The organism is Paenibacillus sp. J14, from assembly GCF_000518465.1.
Taxonomy (GTDB): Bacteria; Bacillota; Bacilli; order Paenibacillales; family Paenibacillaceae; genus Fontibacillus; species Fontibacillus barengoltzii.
Genome location: NZ_JADQ01000039.1, coordinates 21725 through 46285, shown reverse-complemented (window position 1 = coordinate 46285; position 24561 = coordinate 21725). Strand labels below are relative to the sequence as shown.

The window sequence follows — 24561 nt, the reverse complement described above, 5'->3', positions numbered from 1 at the left end:
ATGCTGAGCGATCGTGGGAAGAGTTTCAACAAGCTGTGTTACGACCGCCGTCTCGGCCATCCAAAGGCCGGCGTAAGAAAGGGCGGCCAGGAAGGCCGAGAAAACATCCGTTGAAGCTCAAGAGCGTCAAGATGGTACTAGAGTAACCGAATGATTCATCTACTAATTTTTGGTAACATGACTACACTTCACGTCCTGTTACCCTTTTAGCACATTGGCGGAAAATAGAAATGGNAAATTTTAATCCAATAAGCTGATATAACCAATATTAACAATTAATTGAATACCATGTCACTTTAGATGCAAGGCTAGTGTCATTTCCCGGCCATTTCCCAGCGTAACGGAACCAGAAGACGTTATTTGGCCAAAACCCGCTTTGAACCACGTCCAAAACGGAGATTAACGTCTCACCGTTCCGTTAGATTTCAAAACGAGCTGAAAACAGCAAAATAAGGTCTCTGAGTTCCGTTAGCGGCCCAGGCTTGGCTCCCCGCCACACACATCCAACGCAAAAAGGCCTCCCCGGTCCAAACTGAACCAGGGAGGCCTTTTACAACCCATTATTGCGCTTGAATTTTGTCAAAGAAATTCTCTTGCACGTACTTCGCAGCGATATCCAGCTGCTGCTTGGAATCGGTACCCTTCTTCGAGAACGACTCCTGAACGACGTTGGACATCGTAGCGTAGTAGTCCTGTGTCCCAAACTGCGCTTCCGGCTTGCCTTCGAGCAGAGTGAAGAGCTGCGGATCGTATTTGTATACGTTGTCGTATTTGTCGTAAATGGCTTTCACTTTGCTGGCGTATTCGGAATCTTCGCTAAAATACTCCAGCGGTGTCGGCACATAATACTTACCTTCTGCTTTACGGGCTTGGATCGTATCTTCTACCGCTTTCAAAGCATCGTCGGTGAAGTAATCAAACGTAATATAACGGAACGCCATTTCTTGTTCGTCTTTCGTCGCATTCGGGTTAATGACGAGGTAGTTGCCGCCGAGCACCCCGTAATGCTTGCCGCCTTTCTCGGCTGCAGGCATCGGATAAGCGACCACATCCTCCGGCTTCATACCGCCTTCATTCAGCGCGGCTTGAACGACGTCAAATGCACCAGCAATTACCATCGCTGTCCGTCCTTGTTGGAAGGAGCTGACGGCATCGCCCCAGCCCAACGCCCAGTCTTGCGGGATGGCGTTAGCTTCCCATCTCAGCTTCTTGTAGAAGTCCAGCGCCTTCACCCCAGCCTCGGAGTTGAACACGGCAGTCACTTTGCCGTTTTCGTTCTTTTGAATGTCGCCGCCGGCTTCAAACAGGAAGTTGGTCCAGTTCCAGCCTGCTTCGTTCCCTTTCCCCATCGGAGCGATCCCCGAAATTCCTTTCTTCGGATCGGCAACGCCTTTGGCGACATTGTACATATCATCCCAAGTCCAGTCGAACGGAGGAGCAGCAATGCCCTTTTCGTCCAACAGCTTCTTATTCACTACTGTCGAAGTGACGTAACCGTTTTGAGTGATCCCGTACACTCGGCCGTCTACGATAAATTGATTTTGCAGCACCGGGTTAATTTCGTCCTTATACTCCCAGTTGTTCCACAAATCGGTAATGTCAGCAACCCAGCCGCGTTCTACCAAGAATTGAGCTTCTGTTGCCCATGTATTGTAAAAGGTTGGTGCTTCGTTGGAAGCCATTTTTACGCCAATCTCATTGACGCTGTATTGCCAGTCGTCCTTCACGATTGTGACGTTAGGATACTTGGCTTGGAAGCGGGCGATTTTATCGTCCTCCTGTTGGCGAAGCGTCGTTTCGTCCGGCAACGGGTAGTGGATCTTGATCGTGACCTTGCGCTGCGTGATATCATCGGCTTCCCCCGATGAAGCATCCGCATTGCCTCCTCCGTTATTGCTCGTAGCTGCCGTGTTTCCGCCGCTGTTACCGCCGTTATTTTGGGCTTCCTTGTTCCCGCCTCCGCCGCAGGCCGCGAGCAGCGAACCAAGCAGCATCAGACACATCAACACTGCTGAAAACTTGCGCATTGAAACTCCCCTTTTCATAAGTTAGGTAATCTTGCATTTTTATCATAAAAGAGAAACATTTAGCATTCGATGTGTGATCTTATGACTTTCGTGTGCAGGCCTACGATTTTGTAACCGTTACCACTATCCCTTAACCGCAGACAGGCTCACACTGCGCATGATAAACTTCTGGAAACCCAGGAACACGAAGATCGGCGGAATCATCACCATAAACAAAATGCTGAACTTCACACTGCTATCCATGTTCCGCGCGTTAATGACATATTTGTAGATCGCGGTGGCCAGCGTGTATTTGTCTTCCGTGTGCATCACCAGCGATGGCCAGAACCAATCATTCCACGCCGTAGAGAAAATAAAGATCGCCAACGTCGCGAAGATCGGCACGGACAGCGGCACCGCAATCCGCAAGTAACTGGTCCACTCCGAAGCTCCGTCAATCCGGGCCGCTTCGAAGATTTCCGGGTGGATGCCGTCGAAGAAATTTTTCATCAGCAGAAAATAATACGCATTCGCTCCCGCCGGCAGCCAGAACGCCCAATAGGTGTTCAGCAGCCCCAGCTCCTTCAGGTTCACGAAGTTCGGGATCATATAGCTCGACGCCGGGATGAACAACGTCAGCAGAATAAAAAAGTAGATCGCCCGGCTATATGGCACGCGAATCCGCGAAATGCTGAACGAAGCGAGACCCAGCACCAGAATGGTCATCAGCAGGTTGCCGCCGAAGATGAGCAGCGTATTTTTCAAAAACATCGGCAGATCGATATAATTCCAAGCTTTCGGGAAATTGTCCCAATGCCATTCCTTCGGGAAGAATCGCGGCGGAAACGAGTTAACCTCCTGGTTACTCTTCAATCCGTTGAACATCGTCATCGCGATCGGATACAACATCGTAAACGTCATCACCGCAATGCACAAGCACATCAATCCGTAGACCACTTTATTCAGCGGCTTCTGCAGATCGGAGGGCGACAGGATGCCTCTTTCTTTCATATCAGTACTCCTCCTTGTTCAGCTTGTATTGCAACACGCCCAGCACGCTTAGCACGATGAACATCAGAACCCCAAGCGCAGTCCCGGCCCCATAATCGAGCTGGGTAAAGGCGTATTTGACGGTCAGGAGGGCATAGGTTAACGTGGCCTTGTTTGGCCCGCCGTCCAGCAATGCTAGCTGCGATTGGTACGCCTGAGATGTGCCGATCAGCTGCAAAATCAACATCAGCACGATCAGGTTCCGCATCGACGGCAGCGTGATGTATTTGATCCGGGCCCAGACGCCGGCTCCATCGATTTCCGCCGCTTCGTACCAATCCCGCGGAATGCTCAGCACTCCAGCCAGGTAAATCAGCATCGCTGAACCAAACTGCTGCCACGTCTCCATAAAGACGATCGAGACCATCGACCACCTGCCGTCGGAAATAAAGGACACCGGATCGGCTCCAAACCATCCGAGCAAGGCGTTGATCGGTCCCACCGGATCGTACATCCAGCGCCACATCCCGTACAGGACGACGCCCGGCACGACGAACGGCAGGTAAGCGGCGATCCGCGCAAATCCTTGGAACCAGCGCAGCTCGGAAATCGCGATTGACGCTGCGATCGGCACCCAGAAGCCGATAACCAAACAGAGGAGCATATAATACAAGGTGTTGCGAACCGACAACAGCACGTCTGGGTTATGAAACACCTTTACGTAATTGTCGAATCCGACAAATGTGTTGCCTTTGACGAAATCGATATTGTAGAAGCTGTAAACCATCCCTTTGATGATCGGGACCCACAAGAACACGATAAAGATGGCAATCGCCGGTACCAGAAAAAGATACCCCCACATGTACTGCTTCCAGTTCGATCCCCGCCGCGGCTTCTGCGAAGCGGAGGTGGATGCTTTAACCGTGTTCTGCTGCATGTTCCCCGGTGAAATCACGGGTTCCCCCATCGTTCTCCCTCTTTTCTACGTAGTGTCTTTTTTCATTGTAGAAAAGCAGCCGTATGTCGAACATGTCTAAAACTATGTGAACTATGGTCGTTCTTACTTCATCGTTATTTCTTCAGCTCGGTAGGACTGACGCCAAAGTATTTCTTAAATATCTTGCTAAAATGCTCCGGCGACTCATATCCCACACGTTCGGCGATCTCGTAACGGCGCAGATCCGTGTTCAGAATCAGCGCTTTGCTCTCTTCCATCCGCAGCTTGATCACGTATTCCCAGAGGTTGTAGCCGGTATTTTTCTTGAACAAGTAGCTCAAGTAATTGGGGCTGACGTGATTGTTGCGGGCCACCTCGTGGATAGTCAGTCCCTTCTGCCGGTAATTCTCCTCGATATACTTCTTGGCGCTCTCCACAATCCGGTTATTCTGCTTGGTCAGCTCTTCTGTGGAAGGGTCCTGGGAATAGTTGTGCCAGTTAAAATCGCCATAATAAAACACATGATGATCCCCGTGCTCGCCTCCCCACAGCATCGCTTTGTCCGCCTGCCGGCTGAGCAAGCTTAGGAACCCCGTTCCTTTAAGAATCTGGCTGATCCCGACCGTGCACCGCAAGCCAAGATATTTATGAATGTGATGATGCAAGCTGCGGCCAAGCATTTCGAGCTGATTGATTTTGTTGAGATTCGGCTCGGCATACTCCGTTTCACTCCACTGCAAGATCAAAGCGATCTCCAAACTCTCGGTATAAAAAGACGCTGCGCGCCACTCCTGATGCAGCAGCTCGTTCACGATATTAAGCGCCGCGTAACGGAACAGACAGGCATCCCGATCCCGATCTCCGGATTGCTGCTTGTCATCGGGGATCACCAGTTTGATTTTGATGACCGAAAAATACGGCCCCGTCAGCCCCAACCGCTCAGCTTCGGCAAACCGCTGCTCTTCGTCCCCCTCCGCGAGATCACTTAACAGACGGTTCAGTCGTTCGCCGTATTCCGGAAGCGGCTCCTCCATGCGGAAATGCTCCGCACCTCGGGCCAAAATCTCCTCGCCCTGCGGCATCGGTTTATCCATTTTCAACAGCGCGTTGCGCACCGAGTCCAGGAACTGCTCGCTGTTCAGCGGCTTGATCAAATAGTCCTTGGCACCCAGCCGGATCGCCATCTGGGCGTATTGGAACGTTTCATGCGCAGAGATGATGATCGTCTGCACCCAAGGCTTGATCAGCTTCGCCTGCTGCATCAACTCGATCCCGTTCATTTCTCCCATCTGGATGTCGGTGACGAGCAGATCCACTTCCTCCATTCTTACGTAATCCAGCGCTTCGTGCCCGTTATACGCGGTGTAGATCTGACCGATATCCAGTCCTGAAGCGGTTAGAAGTCCGGATAAGCCTTTGCAGATCAACGGTTCGTCGTCGACGACCAATACGTTGTACATCGTAGTTCCCCCTGTTCGTGTTATTCGTTCCGGTTCACCGTGAGCGGCAGGGTAATGGTGACGAGGGTTCCGCCTTCAGGGCGGCCCACATAGTTCAAGCCGTACTCCGGCCCAAAATGCAGCCGAAGCCGCTGATGAATATTGCGGATGCCGTAACCAAACGACGGACTTGGCGTTTCATCGTTCAGCAGCTTGTCGATCGCATCGAAATCGACCGGCTTATACCCATTGTCCGCGATCCGAATGTAGACCCGGCCCAGCGCTTCGTCCGCCTCGGCACAAATCTGGATTTCGCCGTCCTCTCCCATATGTTTAACACCGTGAATGATAGCGTTCTCAATCAGCGGCTGCAGCGTGATTTTGGGAATGATTGTGGAATGAAGCTCCAAGGGAATGTCCCACGTCACGCGGAACCCGTACTCGTAACGATGCTCCTGCAGCTTGATGTAAGCCGAAGCATGCTCCAGCTCTTCCTCCAGTGTGATCAGCTCTCGGCCGCGGCTTAGGCTGATTTTCATCAGCTTGGACAGCTCCTTGATCATTTCCGCGGAGGCGGTGTTCCCTTCCATCGCGCTTTTCCAATAAATACTCTCCAGCGTGTTGTACAGCAAATGCGGGTTAATCTGCTGATACAAAATTTGCAGCTGGGCTTCCTTCTGCTTGATGTCCATCTGATATTTATAATGAATCAGTCCATTCAGCCGGCGCGCCATCTCGTAGATCGTGGAAATCAACACGCTAACCTCGTCGTTGCGATCCCGGTGCGGCGTCTCCGGCACCACATTGCCCGGCTCGTAACGGCGGACGAAATAAACCAATTTTTGAATCGGGGTCATCAGCGACCGCCAGAAATATAAGATTAACACCAGCCCCACCGCAAAATAAGCAATGGAAATAAGCTGAATAATTCGTTTGATTTCGTTTTGCTGTTGCAGCATGGCCTTGATGGGCACTTTGTACACCAGCTTTTCCTGCAGAACGTAATTATAATTAATCACATAAATGAAATCCTCAGTAATGACATCCTTTACCCCAATCAGCGAATCGCCTAGATCCGCTTCCGGCGGCAAATCCAATATGGAACCCGTTGGCGTGGACGAAAGGTTCGGTGTGGAGGTCAGGATCCGGTTGTTCCAATCGGTAAAATACAGCTCGCCCTCTGGAATTGAGACGGTTTGCAGCGATTCGCCGATGCGCCCGTCTACATTGGACACGACCAGCACGCCAATCGTCCCGTTTTTGTAAATGCTGTTAATCGCCCGGATATAAGCGAGCGTTTTTTGATTTTGTAAGCCTTGACCAGAGGGGGACAGGTGCTCAATGATACGTAGATAACCGTTCCCTTTTTGCGCAACAGCTTCATCAAACCATTCCGGCTTCTCGTTCTCAAGAAAAAAATAGACGCCAGCTTTCCGCGCATCCGGATAGTACGGAGCAAAGAAATATGCGTTGTCCGGATCGTAAACGTACAGCGAATAATACACCGGCTCGCGTTGATCGGTTTCCTGCGAATAATTGAGCAGCAGGTTCTCCAGCCTTTCGTAATTTTTGACCCGATCCAGAACGGTCTCCGAGCTTTCACCGCTAGGGTTCAGTTGCTGAAGCAACGGATGCTGGAAGACGGTTGACGTCACTTTGTTAATCGCCTCGATATCCCGGGTGATGAGCCGGAAATTCTGCTTATTCAGCTCGATATAGGCGTTGGTGACATTTCGCTTCAACACTTGATCCGCTTTATAGTTGCCGTAGGCGTTCAGAATAAATAACGGAATGACCATCACAATGAAGAGGAGGATCATCTGCTGTTTCACATTTAAATTAGCTAGCGGGTTCCTAAGTTTTAGCTTCAATGGTGCACCTCCGGCAATTTAACTATAGCAATTCTAAAAACCGGCAAGTATGCGCGTTTCTACGAAGATCGTGGCGGTTCCTCCTGTTCTCGCGGATGGCGGGCCCCTGCCTAATTCTTAGTGTAGGGGATTTTGAGTTTCTTGCCAGTTAAAAAAACAAAAAGTCCCTCGGAAGTTTCCGAGGGACTTACTTCAGTGTCGGGCCAAGCGATCAAACGTGCCCATTACACCAGTTCATGCAGCCCGTTGACGACAAGGTCGGCGTCAGCCAGGATGTCCGGGCTGCCGATGCCAACGACGCGGCAGCCTGCGGCTTTGCCCGCCTGCACGCCCGCCTCCGCGTCCTCAAACACGACGCAATCAGACGGCGGCAACGCCAGCGCGGTGCAGGCCACGAGGAACACCTCCGGGTCCGGCTTCGCCTTGGACACCTTGGTGCCGTCGATCACCGCGTCGAACAGCTCCGCGATGCCGAGCCGGGATAAAATGAACCCGGCGTTTTTGCTCGCCGACCCCAGCGCGACCTTGACGCCCCGCTCGCGCAGCTGCAGCAAATACTCCTTCGCCCCCGGCAAAATTTCCGAAGGCTCCAGCTTCGAAATATACTCAACATATTCGCGATTCTTCTCGGCTGCCATCTTCTCGCGTTCTTCCTCCGTGGCTTCCACGCCGCCCACCTCGAGCAGAATGCGCAGCGATTCCATGCGGCTGACGCCCTTCAGCCGCTCATTGTCGGCTTCGGTAAACTCGAAGCCTAACCGATGCGCCAACGCCCGCCAGGCGAGATAGTGGTATTTGGCCGTATCCACGATCACGCCGTCGAGGTCGAAGATCGCACCGTTCATCGTTTCTAACATGATGAGTTCTCCTTTAATCTCTTATGCTAGCTTCCAAATGGCTCTTTTTCTACGCGATGTGAACTTCGTGGCCCGGCGCCACCGTCAGCTCTCGGTCTCCCACGATAAACCGCAGTGCAGCCGGATTATCGCGAGGTGCCGTGATGGTCACCCCTTCCCGGCTGACCCGGATTCGATAAGAACCGCCGCCTAAGCGCACCGGGAATTCGATTGCCTGCCAGGCCGATGGCAACGCCGGTCGAAGCACCGCCTTGTCTCCGTCATACCGCAAGCCGGCAAATCCCAACACTGCCGCCATCCATGCCCCGCCATTCGCCGCGGGATGCGTCCCGCCAATGTATAAGTCACCGACGTATTGCTTAGAATCACCGGTTAAGTCAATCGTCGCCGTCCGCATAAAGTAAGGGTAACCCCAATCCGGTGATCCCGTATCCGCCGCGACCAGCGCATAAATGCAGGCGCTGAGGCTCGATCCATGCTCGGTGCGGGGCTCGTAGTAAGCCCAGTTCGCTTGTTTAACGGCTGAATTGTAATCGTCCTTAAATAGATGCAGCATCAGCACGACATCGGCTTGCTTAAGAATTTGCGTTGTCGTCGCAAGTCCGTTCCCTCCGCCGAGATATTCGTGGGGATGCAGCATGCGCGACTTCAGCTGTGCGAGCGTAACATCCTCCAGCGTATAATAGCGATCAAACTGCTCAATCAAGCGGCTTTGAGTATCCGGCTCGGGAACGTACAACCGTTCATACATGTCGCGGATATGCTCCGGCTGTATAGGGCTGTCTGCCAGCAGCTGCTCATAACGCTCAACGTTACCCCGCTTCAAAATCTCCATCGCATCCAAAGCGATACGCAGGCACTCCTTCACCATCCGGTTCGTGAACGCGTTGTTATTCACCCGCTCATGATATTCGTCCGGCCCCGTCACGTCGAGAATTTCGTAGCGCTGCTTCCGAGGATTGAAATATCCATACGAATAAAAGAACTTCGCACACTCCCACGCAACCTCTGCGCCGCCATCTAACAGCAGACGGTCATCACCGGTAAACGCGTAAACCTGCCAGATTCCGTATGCTACGTCTGCGCTGATATGCACCTGCTTATCACGGAAATAGGTTCGCATCGGACGGCCGGTGAACACGTCATTGACGTTAAACAAGGTGCAGGCGTCGTCCCCTGTTTCTTGGCTCTCCCAGGCATAAAAGGCACCTTCATAGCCGTACTCGGCTGCTTTGCGCTTCGCCCCGGCCAGTGTATGCACCCGATACATCATCAGATTCCGCGCCACCTCGGGCTGGGTATACAGGAAGAACGGCAGCATAAACATCTCCGTATCCCAGAACACCGCACCCTTGTACACCTGGCCGGACAACCCCCGGGCCGGAATAGACACTTTCTCCGAGCGATCTGGTGCGATGATATGCAGCTGATACATGCTATAGCGCAAGGCCAGCTGGGCTTCCTCATCGCCTTCAACGAGGATGTCGGAGGCGCTCCACTTGCGCTCCCAATATTCAGCGTGCTCGCTCAGCAGCTGATCATATCCAAGCTGCCCCGCTTCCCGGGCCCACTGGATCGCAGCCGCTCGAACCTCGTCAGCCGTTTCCCCTTCCAGGCCGGCCGCCACGGCGACAGTTTTCTCAAGCACGACCGGCTCCCCAGCCCGGCAATGCACATGAAACCGGCGGCGGATAGATAGATCCTTCCGTAAAACTTCATGCTCCCCGCCGCTCGCCACCTCTGCCGCTTCCGCTACGGTGATCGGCAAGCCAAGCTCCTGCGTCGAAGCGCTAAGCGATACGACTTCCCAAGCCGCACCGCCCTCTGCCCCGTCCACATCGCTCTCCATCCGCACAAGATGCGGACCATTAATGTCCCATACGTCACCGTTAATGCCGGTGACAATCGTCAGTTCGCCATCACGGCTACTCTCTACGGTGAACCGGCATACGATCAGTTCTGTGCGCGCCGCACTGCAGAACCGCTCCGCAGTGATCGCGACCTCCCCACCATCCGCGGTGCGGAACACCGACCGTCGGCGGTGCACCGCCTGACGCAGGTCCAGCGACTGCTCATGGCTCACAAGCTCTACTCGGCTGTGATCAAGCTCTCTGCCTACATTTACGCTGTTCACCGCTTTGTCTCCTGCAGCCACATTTCCGGCCTCGAACACGCTTAGCCTCGTGCCGTTCCAATAAACTTTCGTATCCAGCCCGTTAGGAGCATTCACCGGCTCACGCCACTTGCCCCCCACTTGGTCGTACAGTCCAGCGACGATCGTTGCAGTCAGCTCTTTTTTGCCAAACTCCTCCAATGTCCCCCGGTATCCGAGAACCCCGTTCCCAATCATAAACTTGTTGCCGTGATGTGCGATTCGTTCCGGGTCAAACCCGCTTTCACGAATGATCCAGCTCATTGAACGACCGCCTTTCGCAGCGGCAACTGAATCCCGGCTTCATCGATGCTCACCAGGTTGCCGTACACCTGAACTTCCGCCACGCCGCCGGACATCGCACGGATACTGACCTGGTTCTGGTCCACTTCAACTTGCAGCTTCGTGCCGCGATACGTCACCATAAATCGATAGCTCTCCCAGCGTTCAGGGATGCTTGGATTCAACGCAAGCAGCTCCCCATCAGACCGCATCCCGCCGAAACCGTACACGATGTTCATCCAAGCGGCAGCGATCGACGTGGTATGCAGACCTTCCCGCGTATTGCGGTTGTAGTTGTCCAGATCTAACCGGGTCGCAAATTCGAAGAACCTATACGCCTCATCCGAACGTCCGATTTCCGCCGCCAAAATCGAGTGGATCGACGGCGACAACGACGATTCGTGGATACAGCGCGGCTCGTAATAATCGTAGTTGGCGCGCTTCTCCTCGAGCGAATATTCGCTGCTGTACAGGAACATGAACATCAACACATCCGGCTGCTTAATCATGTCATAACGGTAGAGTCGATCATACGACCAATGCGAATACAGCGGGAACTCCGTGACCGGGATCGAATGGATGTCCAGATGCGGCAGGTCAAAAAAGCCATCATGCTCTTCAAAAATTCCCGTCCGTTCATCCCGCGGAATTTTCATATGCTGCGCTTTGTTCTGCCAATCCTGCTGTTCTTCCTCCGTCAGGCCAAGCCGGGCTGCCAGCTCGTCATAAGCAGCGGAAGCCTTATTCCGCATCGCTTCCAGCACCTCCAGCGTGTACTCGAACAGCTTCTTGGCCATCAGGTTGATATAACAGTTGTTGTTTACCATCAGCTGGAACTCATCCGGGCCCATGACGCCGAAATAGCCGTATTTGCCCGACTGCTGCCCCCACTGACCGCGTGACGCATAAAAACGGCTGATCTGAATCAGCATTTCCGCACCTTTTTCATACAAAAACGACTTATCGCCCGTAATCTTCACATAATGGCGCAACCCGTACGCAACCGCCGTGCCGACATGCAGCTGCAGATTCGAGTGTTGCCACAGATCGCAGCTTTCCGTTCCGTCGATGGTCGCAATCGGATAAAACGCTCCTTCACAGTCCAACTCCTTGGCCCGCTTCAGCGCCTCAGGGAGCGTCCGGTAACGGAACTCAAGCAAGCTCCGCGCTGCCTTCGGATTGTTGAAAATATAAAACGGCAAGCAATACGACTCCGTATCCCAGAAAGCCAGCCCGCGATACGCCTCGCCGGTCAGCCCCTTCGCCCCGATGTTAAAGCCGGGGTTATCCCCATGGTAAGTCTGATACAGCTGAAAAATGCAAAAGCGAATTCCCTGCTGATTCTCCGGATCACCTTCGATGACAATATCCGATTCCACCCATACCTGATCCCAGTATGCCCGCTGGTCGGCCGCCGCCGCATCAAATCCAGCCTGTGTGAGTTGCGCTGTCAGCTCGATCCCTCGCAGCCAAAGGTCATTATCCTGGGTGGAGCGATCTTTATCAGCCACGTTCACCACCAGTTTATCCAGCGTGCTGCGCTTGCCTTGCTCCAGCGTCAAAGTCAGAACCCGGCCGATGTAGCTGTCTTCCTGCACCAACTCGTCCGTAACCGCGTCCGGTGCAACGACATGAAACCCGGAAAACAACCGGTTCCCCGTGTTCACTGTCTCCCCTAGAATTGCTGCGATCGGGGTTCCATCGCTCGCCTTGGCTTCATCTTGCTTCAGTTCCTTCCAGTAACACCGTTGCTGATCCTCATGGATCACCTTGAGGTTCAGGCCGGTTCGCACCTGGATTGAACCAGAGAAGTTGAGCGGCGTCAATGTGATTCGCTGTGCCCCGAGATGAGACACCTTCATGCTGACGAGGCGTTCAAATGTGAGCTGAACATCTTTCCCGCTGGCAGTATGCCACACGAACTCCCGAGTATAGATGCCCGTGCGGAAATCCAACTCCCGCCGAAAGCCGCTGAACCGGCTCTCCGCTAGATCCAGCGTTTCTCCGTCCAACGTAATCCGCGTATGCAACCAATCCACTGCGTTTACCATAAAGCGCAACGATTTGATAATTCCCTTGTAATGAGCTGTCACCGGGCTCTCCTCAAACAATCCATTGAAATAGCTGCCCAGCAACGTATCACCGCTATACCCTTCCTCCGGGTAGCCTCGGACCCCCATATATTCATTCCCCAGTGAAAAAATCGACTCGCTGACCCGGTTACGCCCCGGATCAAAACCTACCTCCACGACCTTCCAAGGGTCGACCTGTAAATATTTGTCCGCGATTTTCGGCATGTTCCGCATCTCCTTCTATGTGTATCCATAAGATAAACCTCTCCCACTTAGCTTAGCGGAACGCCCGTTGCGGCCAAATGTCCAAGACTAAGGAGCTTATGTGCGATCGTACGGATTTGGCATCCAGCCGCCCAACCCGCCGTATCCCTTGGAACATCTCTCCCCCCTCTATTCTACGATTATCCCTTTAGCTCAGTACCCTTTTTACATGATTATCCCCTTCATTCAGACTCCACCCTTTTACACCTTTATCCCTTTCCATCAGGACCTGCCCCTTTAGATCTGTATCCCTTTCCTTCAGGACAGTCTCTTTACATCTGTATCCCTTTGTGTCAGGTCCTGCTGATCTTCTGCACCATTATCCCGTTCATTCAGGCCTCTCTTATGGCTTTATCTTCCCTTTTATTCAGTTGCCGCTTTTATTCAGTCGCCGCTTTTTTCACTCGTCCCTCTTCTTCTACTCCCCCCTGACTCATCGGGATAATGTCGAGAAGAACCGGCCGCCATATATATCCCGCCGAGCTCGCGGCACCCGCAACGCAAAAAAACCGGAGCGTTCTCCACGCTCCGGCTGATTTGTTGGCCAACTCGATAAAAATTAAAGTTCGTTGATAAATACCGTCTTCATTTTGCTGCTGTATTGCACATCAAGCCCAAGTCCCTGCACGAGCAAAGCCAGCGGAACATAGGTTTTGTTCTCTTTGCCGACCTTTTGCAGGAATGCTGGGGTTGCCGTCGTCGCCGGCGTTCCATCTACTTTGATTTGCTTCGCGCCAATCGGGATTACAACCGTCCGGCTGCCATAAGTAATCGTGGCGGTGGAGGTGCGTGAATCCCATTTGCTTTGCGCTCCAATTGCATCGGTGATGTCCTTGATAGCCACGAACGTCTGCCCGTTCTTCAAGATTGGCGGATACGGCGTGTTCAACTCTTGGCCCTTCACCACAACGGATATCGGAGCTCCACCTGTCTTGGCGGTCGTCGTCCGATAGCTTCCCCAAACCGATTCAGCAAAAATCTTGGCGATTTCCTCATATCCCGCTTGGTTCGGATGGATATCCGTGTCGGAGAAAATATGCGTCAGCGAAATTTCCCGCCCGATAAAAGCGGCTGCCACATGGGCTGCTTTGACCGGCTTCGCATCCCCAGCGTGATCGGCAACAATGCCATCCACGATCCCGGTAAACTTACCGGCGAGCTGCTGCAGCTCATCGTAGATCGCTGTGCCGGCCAGCTTCGGCACCGGCTGGTATTGGTCCGCAATCACGATTTGCGCCGAAGGATTCAACTCCTGCAAGATGCGGACGATCTCGCGCAGGTTGTCGCCATAATGCGTCAACACCTCATCGCCTTGGGCGCGGAGTTGATCCAGCGAGATGTTTTTCATATCCGGAAGCAGTTTCAGCAGGTCATTCCCGCCGATCGTAATCGTGATCAAATCAGCTTTCTGCAGATCAGCCTTTGCTTGAGCAACCCCCGACGCAAAGGAAGCAATGCGAGGATCCGGCAAGTTCGCTTGAATGTCTGCGCCAGCCACCGGTACCCCCTTCTGGATGGCGGTCACGTAATTTTTCAAACCTTCGCTGGTCAGACCCAGAATACCGTAATTCACGGCAGACGTCCGTGCATGGAACAGCCCCTGTTCTTTAAGACGTTCCACGAAGCCGTAAGGGACGCTCTGCTCAGTCATGCCCGGCTCGTACCCGGCTGTAATGGAATCGCCCAGCGCAACGATCAGGTAGTCATCGACCGCTGGCGCAGCTTGGGTTGGTTTTGCAGCGATGCCGCTGACCAAGATAAGAATGAGGGCGAGCGCTCCCGCAACGGCGGAAACCTTGTTCATACGAGGATGCTTCAAGCTATTCAACTCCTTGGATAAAAATAAGTATAATAGCGCGAAAAACCTGAGGTTTTTCGCTGTTGGCCTCAGGTCTCGTTGTTGCATCTTACACCGGCGAATGCTGCGCACTCTGTGCTATTCCGGCTTATTCTCCGCGCGCCCGGTCCTTTTTAAATACTCATCATAACGGCCATCGACTTCCTTGGCCATCTTCCGGTAATTCAGCGTCTCCTCCACAATCGGATCCAACGTGGTCTGAATTCGGATTTCGTACTTCGGTGACAATCTTCTGCGTTCCTCCTCACGGCGTTCTTTCTCATTGCCGTATTCCCCTTCCGTCAGCATCTCGCTGAGCTCGCGTTCCAAATCCTTGCTATCGCTCATCCTGGACACTCCTTCCGGTAAATATGGATTAAGCATTTGCTGTCGCCAAATCTAAATCAAAATTTTATTTCTTTTACAGGCCCGTCGCGTCGGCAGCCCGGATAACTCCAAGCAGTTCGTCATGAATTTTGCCATTGCTGGCAACCAAATGACGTACGCCGATGTGATAAGGGTTGCCCGCGGTATCCGTCACTATTCCTCCGGATTCCTTTACGATCAGTGCACCCGCCGCAACGTCCCAAGCGTTCAATCCAACCTCATAATAACCGCTAAGCCGTCCCGCAGCAACATACGCCAAATGCAATGCAGCTGAACCGGCAGCGCGCAGGCTGCGCACTTGTCCAGACAACGCGTTCAAACCGCGCATATTTACCGGCAAAGCAAAATCCCGGTCTGGGTTAAACCCTACCGCAATCACGCTGCCGGACAATGTTGCATCGTTGGACACCTTCGACTTCTGCCCGTGGATGTAGGCGCCTTTGCCTTTCTCTGCCACAAACATCTCGTCGCGAATTGGGTCATATATCACGCCGATTATGACATCCCCTTTATATGCCAGCGCTATCGATACGCAGAAAAACGGAAATCCGTGCACGAAATTGGTCGTTCCGTCCACCGGGTCGACGATCCACAAATACTCCGACTCGCTCCCCTGCTTCAGCGCTGCAGCAGATGCCGCCGCTCCTGGGGCTACACCTTCTTCGCCAAGGATCTCATGATCTGGAAAATGCGTCAAGATCAGCTTGCGAATCATCGCTTCCGCACCCTTATCCACATCCGTTACCAAATCCTGCGGCGATTGCTTCGTACTCAGATCACGGTAGTCCCCCAGCCGGCTCTTAATCCATTCTCCCGCTTTCGCAGCGCAGTTGATCGCTACGGCCGTCGGACTCTTGCTGCCTACCACATATGGAACTTTCGGATTCGATTCCAATCGATTCACTCTACTTTCATCTTATACTGATAATTTACTCCCTAAAAACTATACGTCTTGAAATATGCAAAGTTGCGTCCTTTCGCCTGCCCGCCATGGAAATCAAACGAAAGCCGCTTTACTTTATATGCAAAAAGTCCGTGTCCAATCGCAGAGAATGTACCCCGCCGGAAACGAACTTTTTGCTGACTAACCGCAAGCGGTCTTTACGTTATGCACCTACGATATTATACCCGCCGTCTACAAAAATGACCTCTCCGGTAATTCCGCGGGACAGATGGCTGATCAGGAACATCGCCGTGTCGCCAACTTCAGCGGTGTCCGTCGTTTTGCGCAACGGAGCTTTCTCCTCAACTTGCTTGAGGATGGAGTTGAAATCGCTGATCCCCTTCGCAGCCAATGTACGGATCGGTCCAGCCGAAATCGCATTAACGCGGATGTTCTTCGGCCCAAGGTCGTTAGCCAAGTAACGTACCGATGCTTCCAGTCCGGCTTTTGCCACGCCCATTACGTTATAGTTGCGCATTACGCGCTCCGATCCCATATACGTCATCGTCATAATGCTTCCGCCTTCCGTCATGAGCGGCGACAAGCGCTTCGATACGGCCACCAGGGAATAGACGCTGATGTCGTTAGCCAATGCAAAACCTTCACGGGACGTGTCCATAAACTCACCCGCCAGATCCTCACCTTTGGCAAACGCAATACTGTGCACCAGACCATGCAGAACGCCAAATTCAGATTTCAGTGTGTCAGCCAGTCGGTCGATCTCCTCATCTACCGTCACGTTGCACGGCAGAATCAACGAACCTGGAATCGTTTCGGCCAGTTTGCGGACCCGGCCTTCTACGCGTTCACTTTCATATGTAAATGCCAGACGGGCACCTTGCTCTGCCAAGCTTTGCGCAATTGCCCATGCGATACTGCGCTCGTTAGCAACCCCCATCACGATCACATTTTTCCCCGCTAACAAATCACCCATGAAAATCCTCCTCTATATTAAATACACCTTCATTTTGTACAACTTACCGTATTTCCCTTCATTTTTCAAGAGAACCAGCGTTCAGCGGGCTTGTCCACGAAAATTACGGCTGGATGCGCACGCTTGCTCCATCCAAAATCTCCACGCCTTCCTCCCGGTATCGCGCCAAATCCTCCATTAACGCAAATAGCGCCCCGTCCTTAAGCTTCGCCTCCAGCATCACGTCCACCCGATCGGTGATCGGAGCGATGCTGCGCAGAAACTCAAGCAGCGGCAGAACGATGACGTGATCGGCGTGCCCACGCGGATCGCTGGCGCTCTTCGGACTGGACGCATGGATCTTCGGCGGCAGCGGATCGTCTGCCGGCGAATCGGCCTGCGCATACGGCGTTTGCCATGTCGCCAGAATTCGCGGCCACAGCTCCGCCGGGCTTTCGCCTTCATTGTTCACCCAATGGTGGTGAATATCCAGAACCATCGGAATCCCCAGCGCTTCGCATAGCTCTAGCGTCTCGCGAGCATTAAACGTCTTGTCATCGTTTTCGAACGTCAACCGCTGCTTGATGCGTTCCGGAAGTCCCGTGACATTCTCGCGGAACCGGGCTCCTGCAGACAGCTTGTCCCCGTAGGCGCCGCCAACATGGATATTGTTCTTCGCCCGGGCATCCAGGCCCATCGCATCAAACATCGCAACATGATGATGCAGATCGCGGATCGAGGATTTCAGCACCTCAGGCCGCGGTGTACTCAGTACCGTAAAATGGTCCGGGTGAAAAGACACCCGAAGGCCGTGCTCCTTGACATATTTCCCCACGGCGGCAAATGGCTCGCGCAGCGCTTCGTAAGGATTCCAGTCAGACAGCGACTCATGCGTCGCCAGAGGAATCAGCTTCGAAGAGAAGCGGTACACCTGAATATCGTTGCCGACGTTATGCCGAAGCAGGCGCAGTGTGTTATGCAGGTTCTCCTCCGCAATCGTCTCCAGTCTACGGATCGCTGCCTCACGATCCGCAATTCCGTTAAACGTCTTTAACGTCATCGTCTTGGAAGGCGACGCGTTGGCGATTACGGTGGACATCGCCACATAACCGAAGCGCACGATCATTTCCGGTCCGGATCTCCGAAGAACATTTCGTGCGCCAGAGCGGTCTGCACGGCAGACTCCTCCTCCGTCAGCGGACGGATCAACTCCAGCTCAACCGAAGTAACTTCCTCTCCATTGAAGTTAATCTCAGCAACACAAGCGGTAATCTTCACGATCGCCACCGCCTTGTTATCCGGCGAATACGCGATGACTTTCTGACCTGTCGGGAACACGCGCAGCCCTTCTTTGAGCATTTTACCCTTGCCGTATTCTAACAGCTCGTACAGCTCCTGCTCTTTCTTGAATTTACAAACTGAGTTAAATTCCGTTTGAAATCCCACTGTTATCTCTTCCTTTCTTCAGCCGGCTGTCCGGGCGGCTATCGCCGCCGCAGACTAAATGCCGCTTTCGAATTCCAGCGCCTGCCGGGCTTCGTAGCGCTCCAGCGCCAGCTCGATCAAGCGATCCAGCAACACCTCATAAGCTACTCCGGTTTCGCGCCACAGGAGCGGATACATGCTAAACGGCGTGAAGCCCGGCATGGTGTTCACTTCGTTAATCCAAATTTTGTGATCTGACTTCCGCACAAAAAAATCAGCCCGGCACAGCCCGCTGCCGGCAATCGCTCTAAACGCCTTAACCGCCAGTTCCCGGATGCGATCAGCCAACTCGGTATCGATCGGCGCAGGAATCAGCATTTGCGATTTTCCATCCAAATATTTGGCTTGATAATCGTAATATTCGCTGGAAGAGACGATTTCTCCGGGTACAGAGGCCAGCGGCTCATCGTTGCCAAGCACCCCAACCTCCACTTCGCGAGCATCGACAAACTCCTCAACGATCACTTTCAGATCATAACGGAAGGCCAGCGCCACGGAGGACAGCAGCTCTTCACGGTTGCGCGCTTTGGAGATCCCTACGCTGGAGCCAAGATTGGCTGGTTTGACAAAGCACGGATAACCCAGCTTTTCCTCGATGCTCTGGATCAGCGTATGGCTTGATCGCTCCCATTCAGATGCAGTGAAATAGCAGTACGCACATTGCTCAAGTCCAGCCTCGGCGAACAACTTCTTCATGATGACCTTATCCATCCCGGCCGCGGAAGCCAGCACGCCCGCTCCAACGTAAGGCAGATCTGCCATTTCGAACAGCCCTTGGATCGTGCCGTCTTCACCGTTGGTGCCGTGCAGCAGCGGGAACACGACGTCAATTTCCGATTGGCCCGTTGAAAGCTTGCTGAACAACAGCCCCATCGCAGCAGCCGTATCGCCTTTGCTCTCTTCCAGCTTCAGCTCTTCCAGTGCAGCAAACGGCGCGTTCAGCTTCTCGCCTACCTTCCATTTGCCCTGCTTATCAATATAAAAAGGAAGCAACTCGTACTTGTCAAAATTAAACGCCTTAGATACGGCGAAGGCCGTCTGCAGCGAAACCTCATGCTCTCCTGATTTACCCCCGTAGATGAGGCCTACGGTTATTCTGTCCTGTCCCATGAGCAACCTCTTTCCTTCATATTAGGTAATTCCATGAACCTTCACTGAATTCATCTCTAGAAACGGTCCGCGATATGATAAAAACGATACACCGTCTTTTCGGTCCAGGCATAGGAATCCCGGTAATCCCAATAACGGTGCTTGCTTGGTGTCGTATGGGCGTTAACCAGCGGCATGCCGCCAGCGTCGAACGCGGTCACGATCGTATTGTGTTGAAACATGCCGTTGCCGTCCCAATCATAGGCGATTACATCGCCCAGCTGGAGTTGCTCCGGACGCTCGAGCAGTTCGGCGCGAAGTCCGGTTCGGCTCTGGCCGAGATAGCGCGCTAACGCATTGGCCACTGACCAGCTGTAGCTCCACAGCTCCCGTCCGCCGACATAACCTTTGTACCACCAGCCCGATTCTCTTTTTCCAGTATAGTTTATTGGGGCTCCGCCTGCAAAGAGGCACTGGGAGATATAGTTCGTGCAATCCACCTCAAACGCGGCGAAATCAGGATTAAAGCTGTCCCACCACCGATCCGCGTATAACACGGCTTCCTCACGACGGTATGCGATGCTGCGTGAGCCTCCTAACCCGAGAACTTCATGGTTCAAAAAAGGCCGCGGCACAGCTCCCTTCCGCCCCGCCGCTTCTGCTTCATTATGATCAGGGAGCACCATCACCGGATGCCGCTCAGGCACCGGCTGTTCCACCTTGCTCACGATCCAGCCGGAACCGTCGCGCGCCAAGGTGAGCCGCTGCTTTTCGATTCGCTCCTCCTGATGGCGGGCTCCGCCTTTTTCATAGTAGATTTTGCGGGACAACTGCAGATCGACCTCAATCTCGCCCTCACGCTTCTCGATCTCACGCACCAGCTTGGCTCGGGTCTCGCAGCGCAGCGGCGAGGCGCCCCGAAGACGATACCAGCTCTCCAGTCTGCGTTTCCGCTCTCCCCGCCGCATGAGATAATCCACATCGGTTACGACCGTGCCCCCGCTAGGCGTGCGATAGTCCACTTCGTCCTGGTTCTGTTCGTTTACATAAACCGATAACGTCTTCTTCCATTCCTCCGCCATACGTCCACGCCTCCTTTTCACTATTAGCCATTATATGAATGCCTGGGAGGGAGTATGTTCTGCACCTCGCCGCCCTAGGCTTGAAAGCCTATTCAACCGCACCGGTAAAGCCCAAACGAGCCAGAATCAGGCTCAAAAAGTACTTTACTCCCCACGGCAGGAAAGGTATACTTAAGTCAGGAATTTTTGAAATAATGTTTCATCTAGTGAAACTATGAATCAAGGAGGTTCATTCATGTCAGCGAACGATTTTTTCTCCGCTGCCCGTACGTTGGAGGTCGGCGGCAAGAGCTACCGTTACTATGACCTGCAGGCTCTTGAACAACAAGGTCTGGGCAAGATTTCCAGACTTCCGTTCTCCATTAAAGTATTGCTTGAAGCCGCTGTCCGCCAATATGACGGAAGAGCGATCACTCAAGAACACGTGAAGCAAATCGCCGGTTGGAGCGAGGGCCGCGATGAGAATAAAGAGATTCCTTTTATCCCCGCTCGTATTGTGTTGCAAGATTTCACCGGTGTACCGGTTGTCGTTGACCTCGCTGCGATGCGCGACACCGTGAAGAAAGCCGGCGGAGATCCAAAACAGATCAATCCGCTTGTGCCGGTTGACCTCGTTATCGACCACTCTGTCATGGTCGACGCGTTTGGTTCCCCAGATGCGCTCGAGTACAACATGAAGGTTGAGTTCGAGCGCAATGAAGAGCGTTATCGCTTCCTGCGCTGGGCGCAAACCGCTTTCAATAACTTCCGCGCCGTACCTCCGGCTACCGGGATCGTTCACCAAGTCAATCTGGAGTATCTGGCATCTGTAGCCGCTACGAAGAACGTAAACGGCGAAACGTTCGTTTACCCGGATTCCCTCGTAGGTACCGACTCCCATACGACGATGATCAACGGTCTTGGCGTCGTTGGCTGGGGCGTTGGCGGGATCGAGGCCGAAGCGGGTATGCTGGGGCAACCGCTCTATTTTGTCGCTCCAGAAGTTATCGGGTTTAAACTCACGGGAAGTCTGGCTGAGGGCGCTACGGCAACCGACTTGGCGCTGACCGTTACGCAAATGCTGCGGAAGAAAGGCGTTGTCGGCAAATTCGTGGAATTCTACGGTCCAGGCCTGACCAACATCAGCCTTGCCGATCGCGCAACCGTGGCAAACATGGCCCCGGAATACGGTGCAACGATTGGTTACTTCCCGGTAGACAAGGAAACGCTCGCTTATCTGCGCAGCACCGGCCGCTCCGAAGAGCAAATTGCGCTGGTTGAAGCTTATTACAAAGCCCAAGGCATGTTCCGCACGGACGATACCCCGGATCCGGTATTTACCGATCTGATCGAGCTGGATCTTGGCTCCGTTGTCCCAAGCTTGGCTGGACCGAAGCGTCCGCAGGACCGCATCGAACTGACAGCGATGAAAGAGAGCTTCAACTCCATCATCCGCACGCCGGTTGAGAAAGGCGGTTACGGCCTGACTGAAGAGAAGATCGAACAGAGCGTACCGGTGAAGCATCCGGACGGTTCGACGAGCGAACTGAAGACCGGTGCTGTCGTGATTGCGGCGATTACGAGCTGTACGAATACCTCCAACCCAAGCGTTATGGTCGGCGCTGGCCTGCTGGCGAAGAAAGCCGTTGAACGCGGTCTGACCAAGCCGGGTTATGTGAAGAGCAGCTTGACTCCGGGCTCCCTCGTGGTAACGGAGTATCTGCAAAAAGCCGGCTTAATCGAGCCGCTCGAAGCGCTTGGCTTCCACGTTGCCGGTTACGGATGCGCAACCTGTATCGGGAACTCCGGTCCGTTGCCGGACGAAGTCAGCGCAGCGATTGCCGATAACGATCTGACGGTAGCGGCAGTGCTCTCGGGCAACCGGAACTTTGAAGGTCGCGTCCATGCGCAAGTGAAAGCGAACTATCTGGCTTCTCCGCCGCTGGTCGTTGCTTATGCGCTCGCAGGTACGGTAAATATCGACCTGCAGAACGATCCGATCGGCTACGACCGCGACAATCAACCGGTTTACCTGAAGGACATCTGGCCTACTTCCCAAGAAATTAAGGAAGCGATCGGTCAATCGATGAGTCCGGAGATGTTCCGCAGCAAATACGAGAATGTCTTCACGCAGAATGAACGTTGGAATTCCATTCCGGTTCCGCAAGGCGAGCTGTATGAGTGGGATGAGAAATCGACGTATATCCAAAATCCACCGTTCTTCGAGAAGATTGGCGAAGGCTTGTCCGACATCGCGGACATTCGCGGCGCACGCGTGCTGGCTCTGCTCGGCGATTCGGTAACGACCGACCATATCTCGCCAGCAGGTAACATTTCACCAAGCAGCCCGGCCGGCAAATATTTGACCGAGCATGGCGTTGAACGCAAGGACTTCAACTCCTACGGGTCCCGCCGCGGTAACCATGAGGTAATGATGCGCGGTACGTTCGCGAACATCCGCATCCGCAACCAGGTGGCACCGGGGACAGAAGGCGGCGTAACGAAATACTTGCCAACGGACGAAGTGATGTCGATCTACGACGCTTCGATGAAATATCAAGCCGAAGGCCAAAACCTCGTCGTCATTGCCGGCAAAGAATACGGTACCGGAAGCTCCCGTGACTGGGCAGCGAAAGGCACGTACCTGCTGGGCGTTAAAGCGGTTATCGCGGAGAGCTTCGAACGGATCCACCGCAGTAACCTGGTAGGCATGGGCGTTCTGCCGCTGCAATTTAAGGAAGGCTTAAGCTGGAAAACGCTTGGCATCGACGGCACCGAAACGTTTGATATCGAAGGCCTGAGCAATGACGTGAAACCGGGCCAAGAATTAACGGTAACGGCAACCCGTCAGGATGGCAGCACGTTCCAGTTCAACGTGATTGCCCGCCTCGACAGCATGGTCGATGTAGATTACTATCACAACGGCGGTATCCTGCAAACCGTGTTGCGTCAGATGATCGCAGCAAACGCGTAAATCAACATGAAAAAGAGTTCCCTTCATTTGCCGTGAAGGGAACTCTTTTTTTCTTATCGCCATGCCTCTAAATTACAAATGTAGTAATCCGATTTCGACACGATCCCAAAGCCTATTCTGCGGTAGAGCTCTAGCGCACTGCGATTTTCCGTAATGACGCTTAAGCGAATCCGCGTTCGTCCTTCCGAAAGCAGCAGTCGCACGGTTTGCATCAGTATGTCCCGTCCATACCCGCGCCCTTGGATGTCCGGCGACACGCAAAAATCATGGATCACCGCCGTATCGCTCCCCAGAAGCTTCACCCGGATCATACCGACCCGCTCCGCCCCATCAAAGCCAATGTACGCATGCCGATGAGGCTCCCGGGTATTCCCGAAATAGCGTAGCGTCCACTCCTCCGAATCGCCAAAAGCTTGGGTGGAGCAGCGTACCATAAAACCGAAATCCTCCAGCGTTTCCGGGCGGATCACGAGGTTCGGGTTTCTGAGCTCCTCATGATGTAATGCTTGAAACTCCATGGCGTACTGCGATTTGTCGAACTTGGTGCCCAGATGCTCCATGGTATGTTGACCGGCATCCGAATCCGCCGGAACTTTAAATCGACAGGATTGAATCCCCTGCTTGCGCATATCCTTTGCCGCCGCCTCCAGCAAAGCTCGAAATATCCCTTGGCGACGCCGCTGCGGATGCACCATCGCGCTGATGTTCGCCTCGATCCCATCTACGGAATACCAGCTGAAGTATCCGATCAAGCGCCCCTCGGTCTGATAAAGATAGACTTGGTCGCTGCTATCTGCTGTCAAATTGTCTAAGCCAATGCGGAGATCAGTTCCATCTGTCTCACGGCATATCCGCTCCAAATCGCGGATCGGATCGAGAGCTTCAGGAGAGAAGCCCGTTAATTGAGTAAGTAAATAATCCGCCACCTCTAACTCCCCCATTCATGGTAAGGATAATCTAATCATGATTTCATATCCCCGTCAATTCATGTTCTCCTCCTAC

Annotated in this window: 18 protein-coding genes; 1 reads left to right on the top strand and 17 read right to left on the bottom strand. The window is 53.4% G+C overall.

The window, feature by feature from the left end:
- Positions 1-560: 560 nt before the first annotated feature.
- The 16 genes from M891_RS0115060 to M891_RS0114985 form a co-directional block, all read right to left on the bottom strand.
- The gene (locus M891_RS0115060; RefSeq protein WP_028539426.1) at positions 561-2027 is read right to left on the bottom strand and encodes an ABC transporter substrate-binding protein; all 1467 of its coding nucleotides are present in this window, start codon (positions 2025-2027) and stop codon (positions 561-563) included.
- Between the two features lie 123 nt (positions 2028-2150).
- On the bottom strand, positions 2151-3017 hold the full coding sequence (locus tag M891_RS0115055; protein ID WP_016313521.1) for a carbohydrate ABC transporter permease: 867 nt from the start codon (positions 3015-3017) through the stop codon (positions 2151-2153).
- A 1-nt stretch (position 3018) separates the two neighbouring features.
- Positions 3019-3963, bottom strand: a complete 945-nt coding sequence (locus M891_RS0115050) for a carbohydrate ABC transporter permease (protein WP_016313522.1) — start codon at positions 3961-3963, stop codon at positions 3019-3021.
- 104 nt (positions 3964-4067) lie between these two features.
- On the bottom strand, positions 4068-5393 hold the full coding sequence (locus tag M891_RS0115045) for a response regulator (protein WP_028539425.1): 1326 nt from the start codon (positions 5391-5393) through the stop codon (positions 4068-4070).
- Positions 5394-5413: 20 nt separating this feature from the next.
- Positions 5414-7192, bottom strand: a complete 1779-nt coding sequence (locus tag M891_RS0115040) for a sensor histidine kinase (RefSeq protein WP_254899739.1) — start codon at positions 7190-7192, stop codon at positions 5414-5416.
- Positions 7193-7467: 275 nt separating this feature from the next.
- Positions 7468-8100 carry a beta-phosphoglucomutase gene (gene pgmB, locus M891_RS0115035; protein ID WP_028539423.1) on the bottom strand — a complete coding sequence of 211 codons (633 nt, stop codon included), beginning with the start codon at positions 8098-8100 and terminating at the stop codon, positions 7468-7470.
- A 49-nt stretch (positions 8101-8149) separates the two neighbouring features.
- Entirely contained in the window at positions 8150-10516 is a 2367-nt protein-coding gene (locus M891_RS0115030; RefSeq protein WP_028539422.1) for a glycoside hydrolase family 65 protein, read from the bottom strand.
- On the bottom strand, positions 10513-12831 hold the full coding sequence (locus M891_RS0115025; protein WP_028539421.1) for a glycoside hydrolase family 65 protein: 2319 nt from the start codon (positions 12829-12831) through the stop codon (positions 10513-10515). Before M891_RS0115025 ends, M891_RS0115030 begins: the two co-directional genes overlap by 4 nt.
- 598 nt (positions 12832-13429) lie before the next feature.
- Positions 13430-14689 carry a stalk domain-containing protein gene (locus tag M891_RS0115020; RefSeq protein WP_157268813.1) on the bottom strand — a complete coding sequence of 420 codons (1260 nt, stop codon included), beginning with the start codon at positions 14687-14689 and terminating at the stop codon, positions 13430-13432.
- A gap of 117 nt (positions 14690-14806) precedes the next feature.
- The gene (locus M891_RS0115015) at positions 14807-15055 is read right to left on the bottom strand and encodes a hypothetical protein (protein ID WP_016313529.1); all 249 of its coding nucleotides are present in this window, start codon (positions 15053-15055) and stop codon (positions 14807-14809) included.
- 73 nt (positions 15056-15128) lie between these two features.
- On the bottom strand, positions 15129-15998 hold the full coding sequence (locus tag M891_RS0115010; RefSeq protein WP_174844485.1) for an inositol monophosphatase family protein: 870 nt from the start codon (positions 15996-15998) through the stop codon (positions 15129-15131).
- A 202-nt stretch (positions 15999-16200) separates the two neighbouring features.
- Entirely contained in the window at positions 16201-16971 is a 771-nt protein-coding gene (gene fabI, locus M891_RS0115005) for an enoyl-ACP reductase FabI (protein WP_016313531.1), read from the bottom strand.
- 103 nt (positions 16972-17074) lie between these two features.
- Positions 17075-18076 carry a UV DNA damage repair endonuclease UvsE gene (gene uvsE / locus M891_RS0115000; protein WP_028539419.1) on the bottom strand — a complete coding sequence of 334 codons (1002 nt, stop codon included), beginning with the start codon at positions 18074-18076 and terminating at the stop codon, positions 17075-17077.
- Complete coding sequence (locus M891_RS0114995) at positions 18073-18396, bottom strand: hypothetical protein (protein ID WP_016313533.1); 324 nt, start codon at positions 18394-18396, stop codon at positions 18073-18075. The genes uvsE and M891_RS0114995 overlap by 4 nt, the downstream gene beginning before the upstream one ends.
- A 54-nt stretch (positions 18397-18450) precedes the next feature.
- Positions 18451-19545 (bottom strand): D-alanine--D-alanine ligase, encoded by a 1095-nt coding sequence (locus tag M891_RS0114990; protein ID WP_028539418.1) that lies wholly within the window; start codon positions 19543-19545, stop codon positions 18451-18453.
- A 56-nt stretch (positions 19546-19601) separates the two neighbouring features.
- The gene (locus M891_RS0114985) at positions 19602-20606 is read right to left on the bottom strand and encodes an amidase domain-containing protein (RefSeq protein WP_028539417.1); all 1005 of its coding nucleotides are present in this window, start codon (positions 20604-20606) and stop codon (positions 19602-19604) included.
- A gap of 235 nt (positions 20607-20841) precedes the next feature.
- Between M891_RS0114985 and acnA the strand changes: the two genes are divergently transcribed.
- Entirely contained in the window at positions 20842-23559 is a 2718-nt protein-coding gene (gene acnA / locus M891_RS0114980; protein WP_028539416.1) for an aconitate hydratase AcnA, read from the top strand.
- A gap of 53 nt (positions 23560-23612) precedes the next feature.
- Here the strand turns inward: acnA and M891_RS0114975 are convergent, their stop codons facing one another.
- Positions 23613-24485, bottom strand: coding sequence for a GNAT family N-acetyltransferase (locus M891_RS0114975; protein ID WP_028539415.1), 873 nt, complete (start codon positions 24483-24485; stop codon positions 23613-23615).
- Between the last annotated feature and the right edge of the window lie 76 nt (positions 24486-24561).

Coding starts and splice junctions, on each gene's coding strand:
- M891_RS0115060 (WP_028539426.1), bottom strand. CDS start 2,027: ATGCGCAAGTTTTCAGCAGTGTTGATGTGTCTGATGCTGCTTGGTTCG.
- M891_RS0115055 (WP_016313521.1), bottom strand. CDS start 3,017: ATGAAAGAAAGAGGCATCCTGTCGCCCTCCGATCTGCAGAAGCCGCTG.
- M891_RS0115050 (WP_016313522.1), bottom strand. CDS start 3,963: ATGGGGGAACCCGTGATTTCACCGGGGAACATGCAGCAGAACACGGTT.
- M891_RS0115045 (WP_028539425.1), bottom strand. CDS start 5,393: ATGTACAACGTATTGGTCGTCGACGACGAACCGTTGATCTGCAAAGGC.
- M891_RS0115040 (WP_254899739.1), bottom strand. CDS start 7,192: ATGATCCTCCTCTTCATTGTGATGGTCATTCCGTTATTTATTCTGAAC.
- pgmB (WP_028539423.1), bottom strand. CDS start 8,100: ATGTTAGAAACGATGAACGGTGCGATCTTCGACCTCGACGGCGTGATC.
- M891_RS0115030 (WP_028539422.1), bottom strand. CDS start 10,516: ATGAGCTGGATCATTCGTGAAAGCGGGTTTGACCCGGAACGAATCGCA.
- M891_RS0115025 (WP_028539421.1), bottom strand. CDS start 12,831: ATGCCGAAAATCGCGGACAAATATTTACAGGTCGACCCTTGGAAGGTC.
- M891_RS0115015 (WP_016313529.1), bottom strand. CDS start 15,055: ATGAGCGATAGCAAGGATTTGGAACGCGAGCTCAGCGAGATGCTGACG.
- fabI (WP_016313531.1), bottom strand. CDS start 16,971: ATGGGTGATTTGTTAGCGGGGAAAAATGTGATCGTGATGGGGGTTGCT.
- uvsE (WP_028539419.1), bottom strand. CDS start 18,076: ATGATCGTGCGCTTCGGTTATGTGGCGATGTCCACCGTAATCGCCAAC.
- M891_RS0114990 (WP_028539418.1), bottom strand. CDS start 19,545: ATGGGACAGGACAGAATAACCGTAGGCCTCATCTACGGGGGTAAATCA.
- M891_RS0114985 (WP_028539417.1), bottom strand. CDS start 20,606: ATGGCGGAGGAATGGAAGAAGACGTTATCGGTTTATGTAAACGAACAG.
- acnA (WP_028539416.1), top strand. CDS start 20,842: ATGTCAGCGAACGATTTTTTCTCCGCTGCCCGTACGTTGGAGGTCGGC.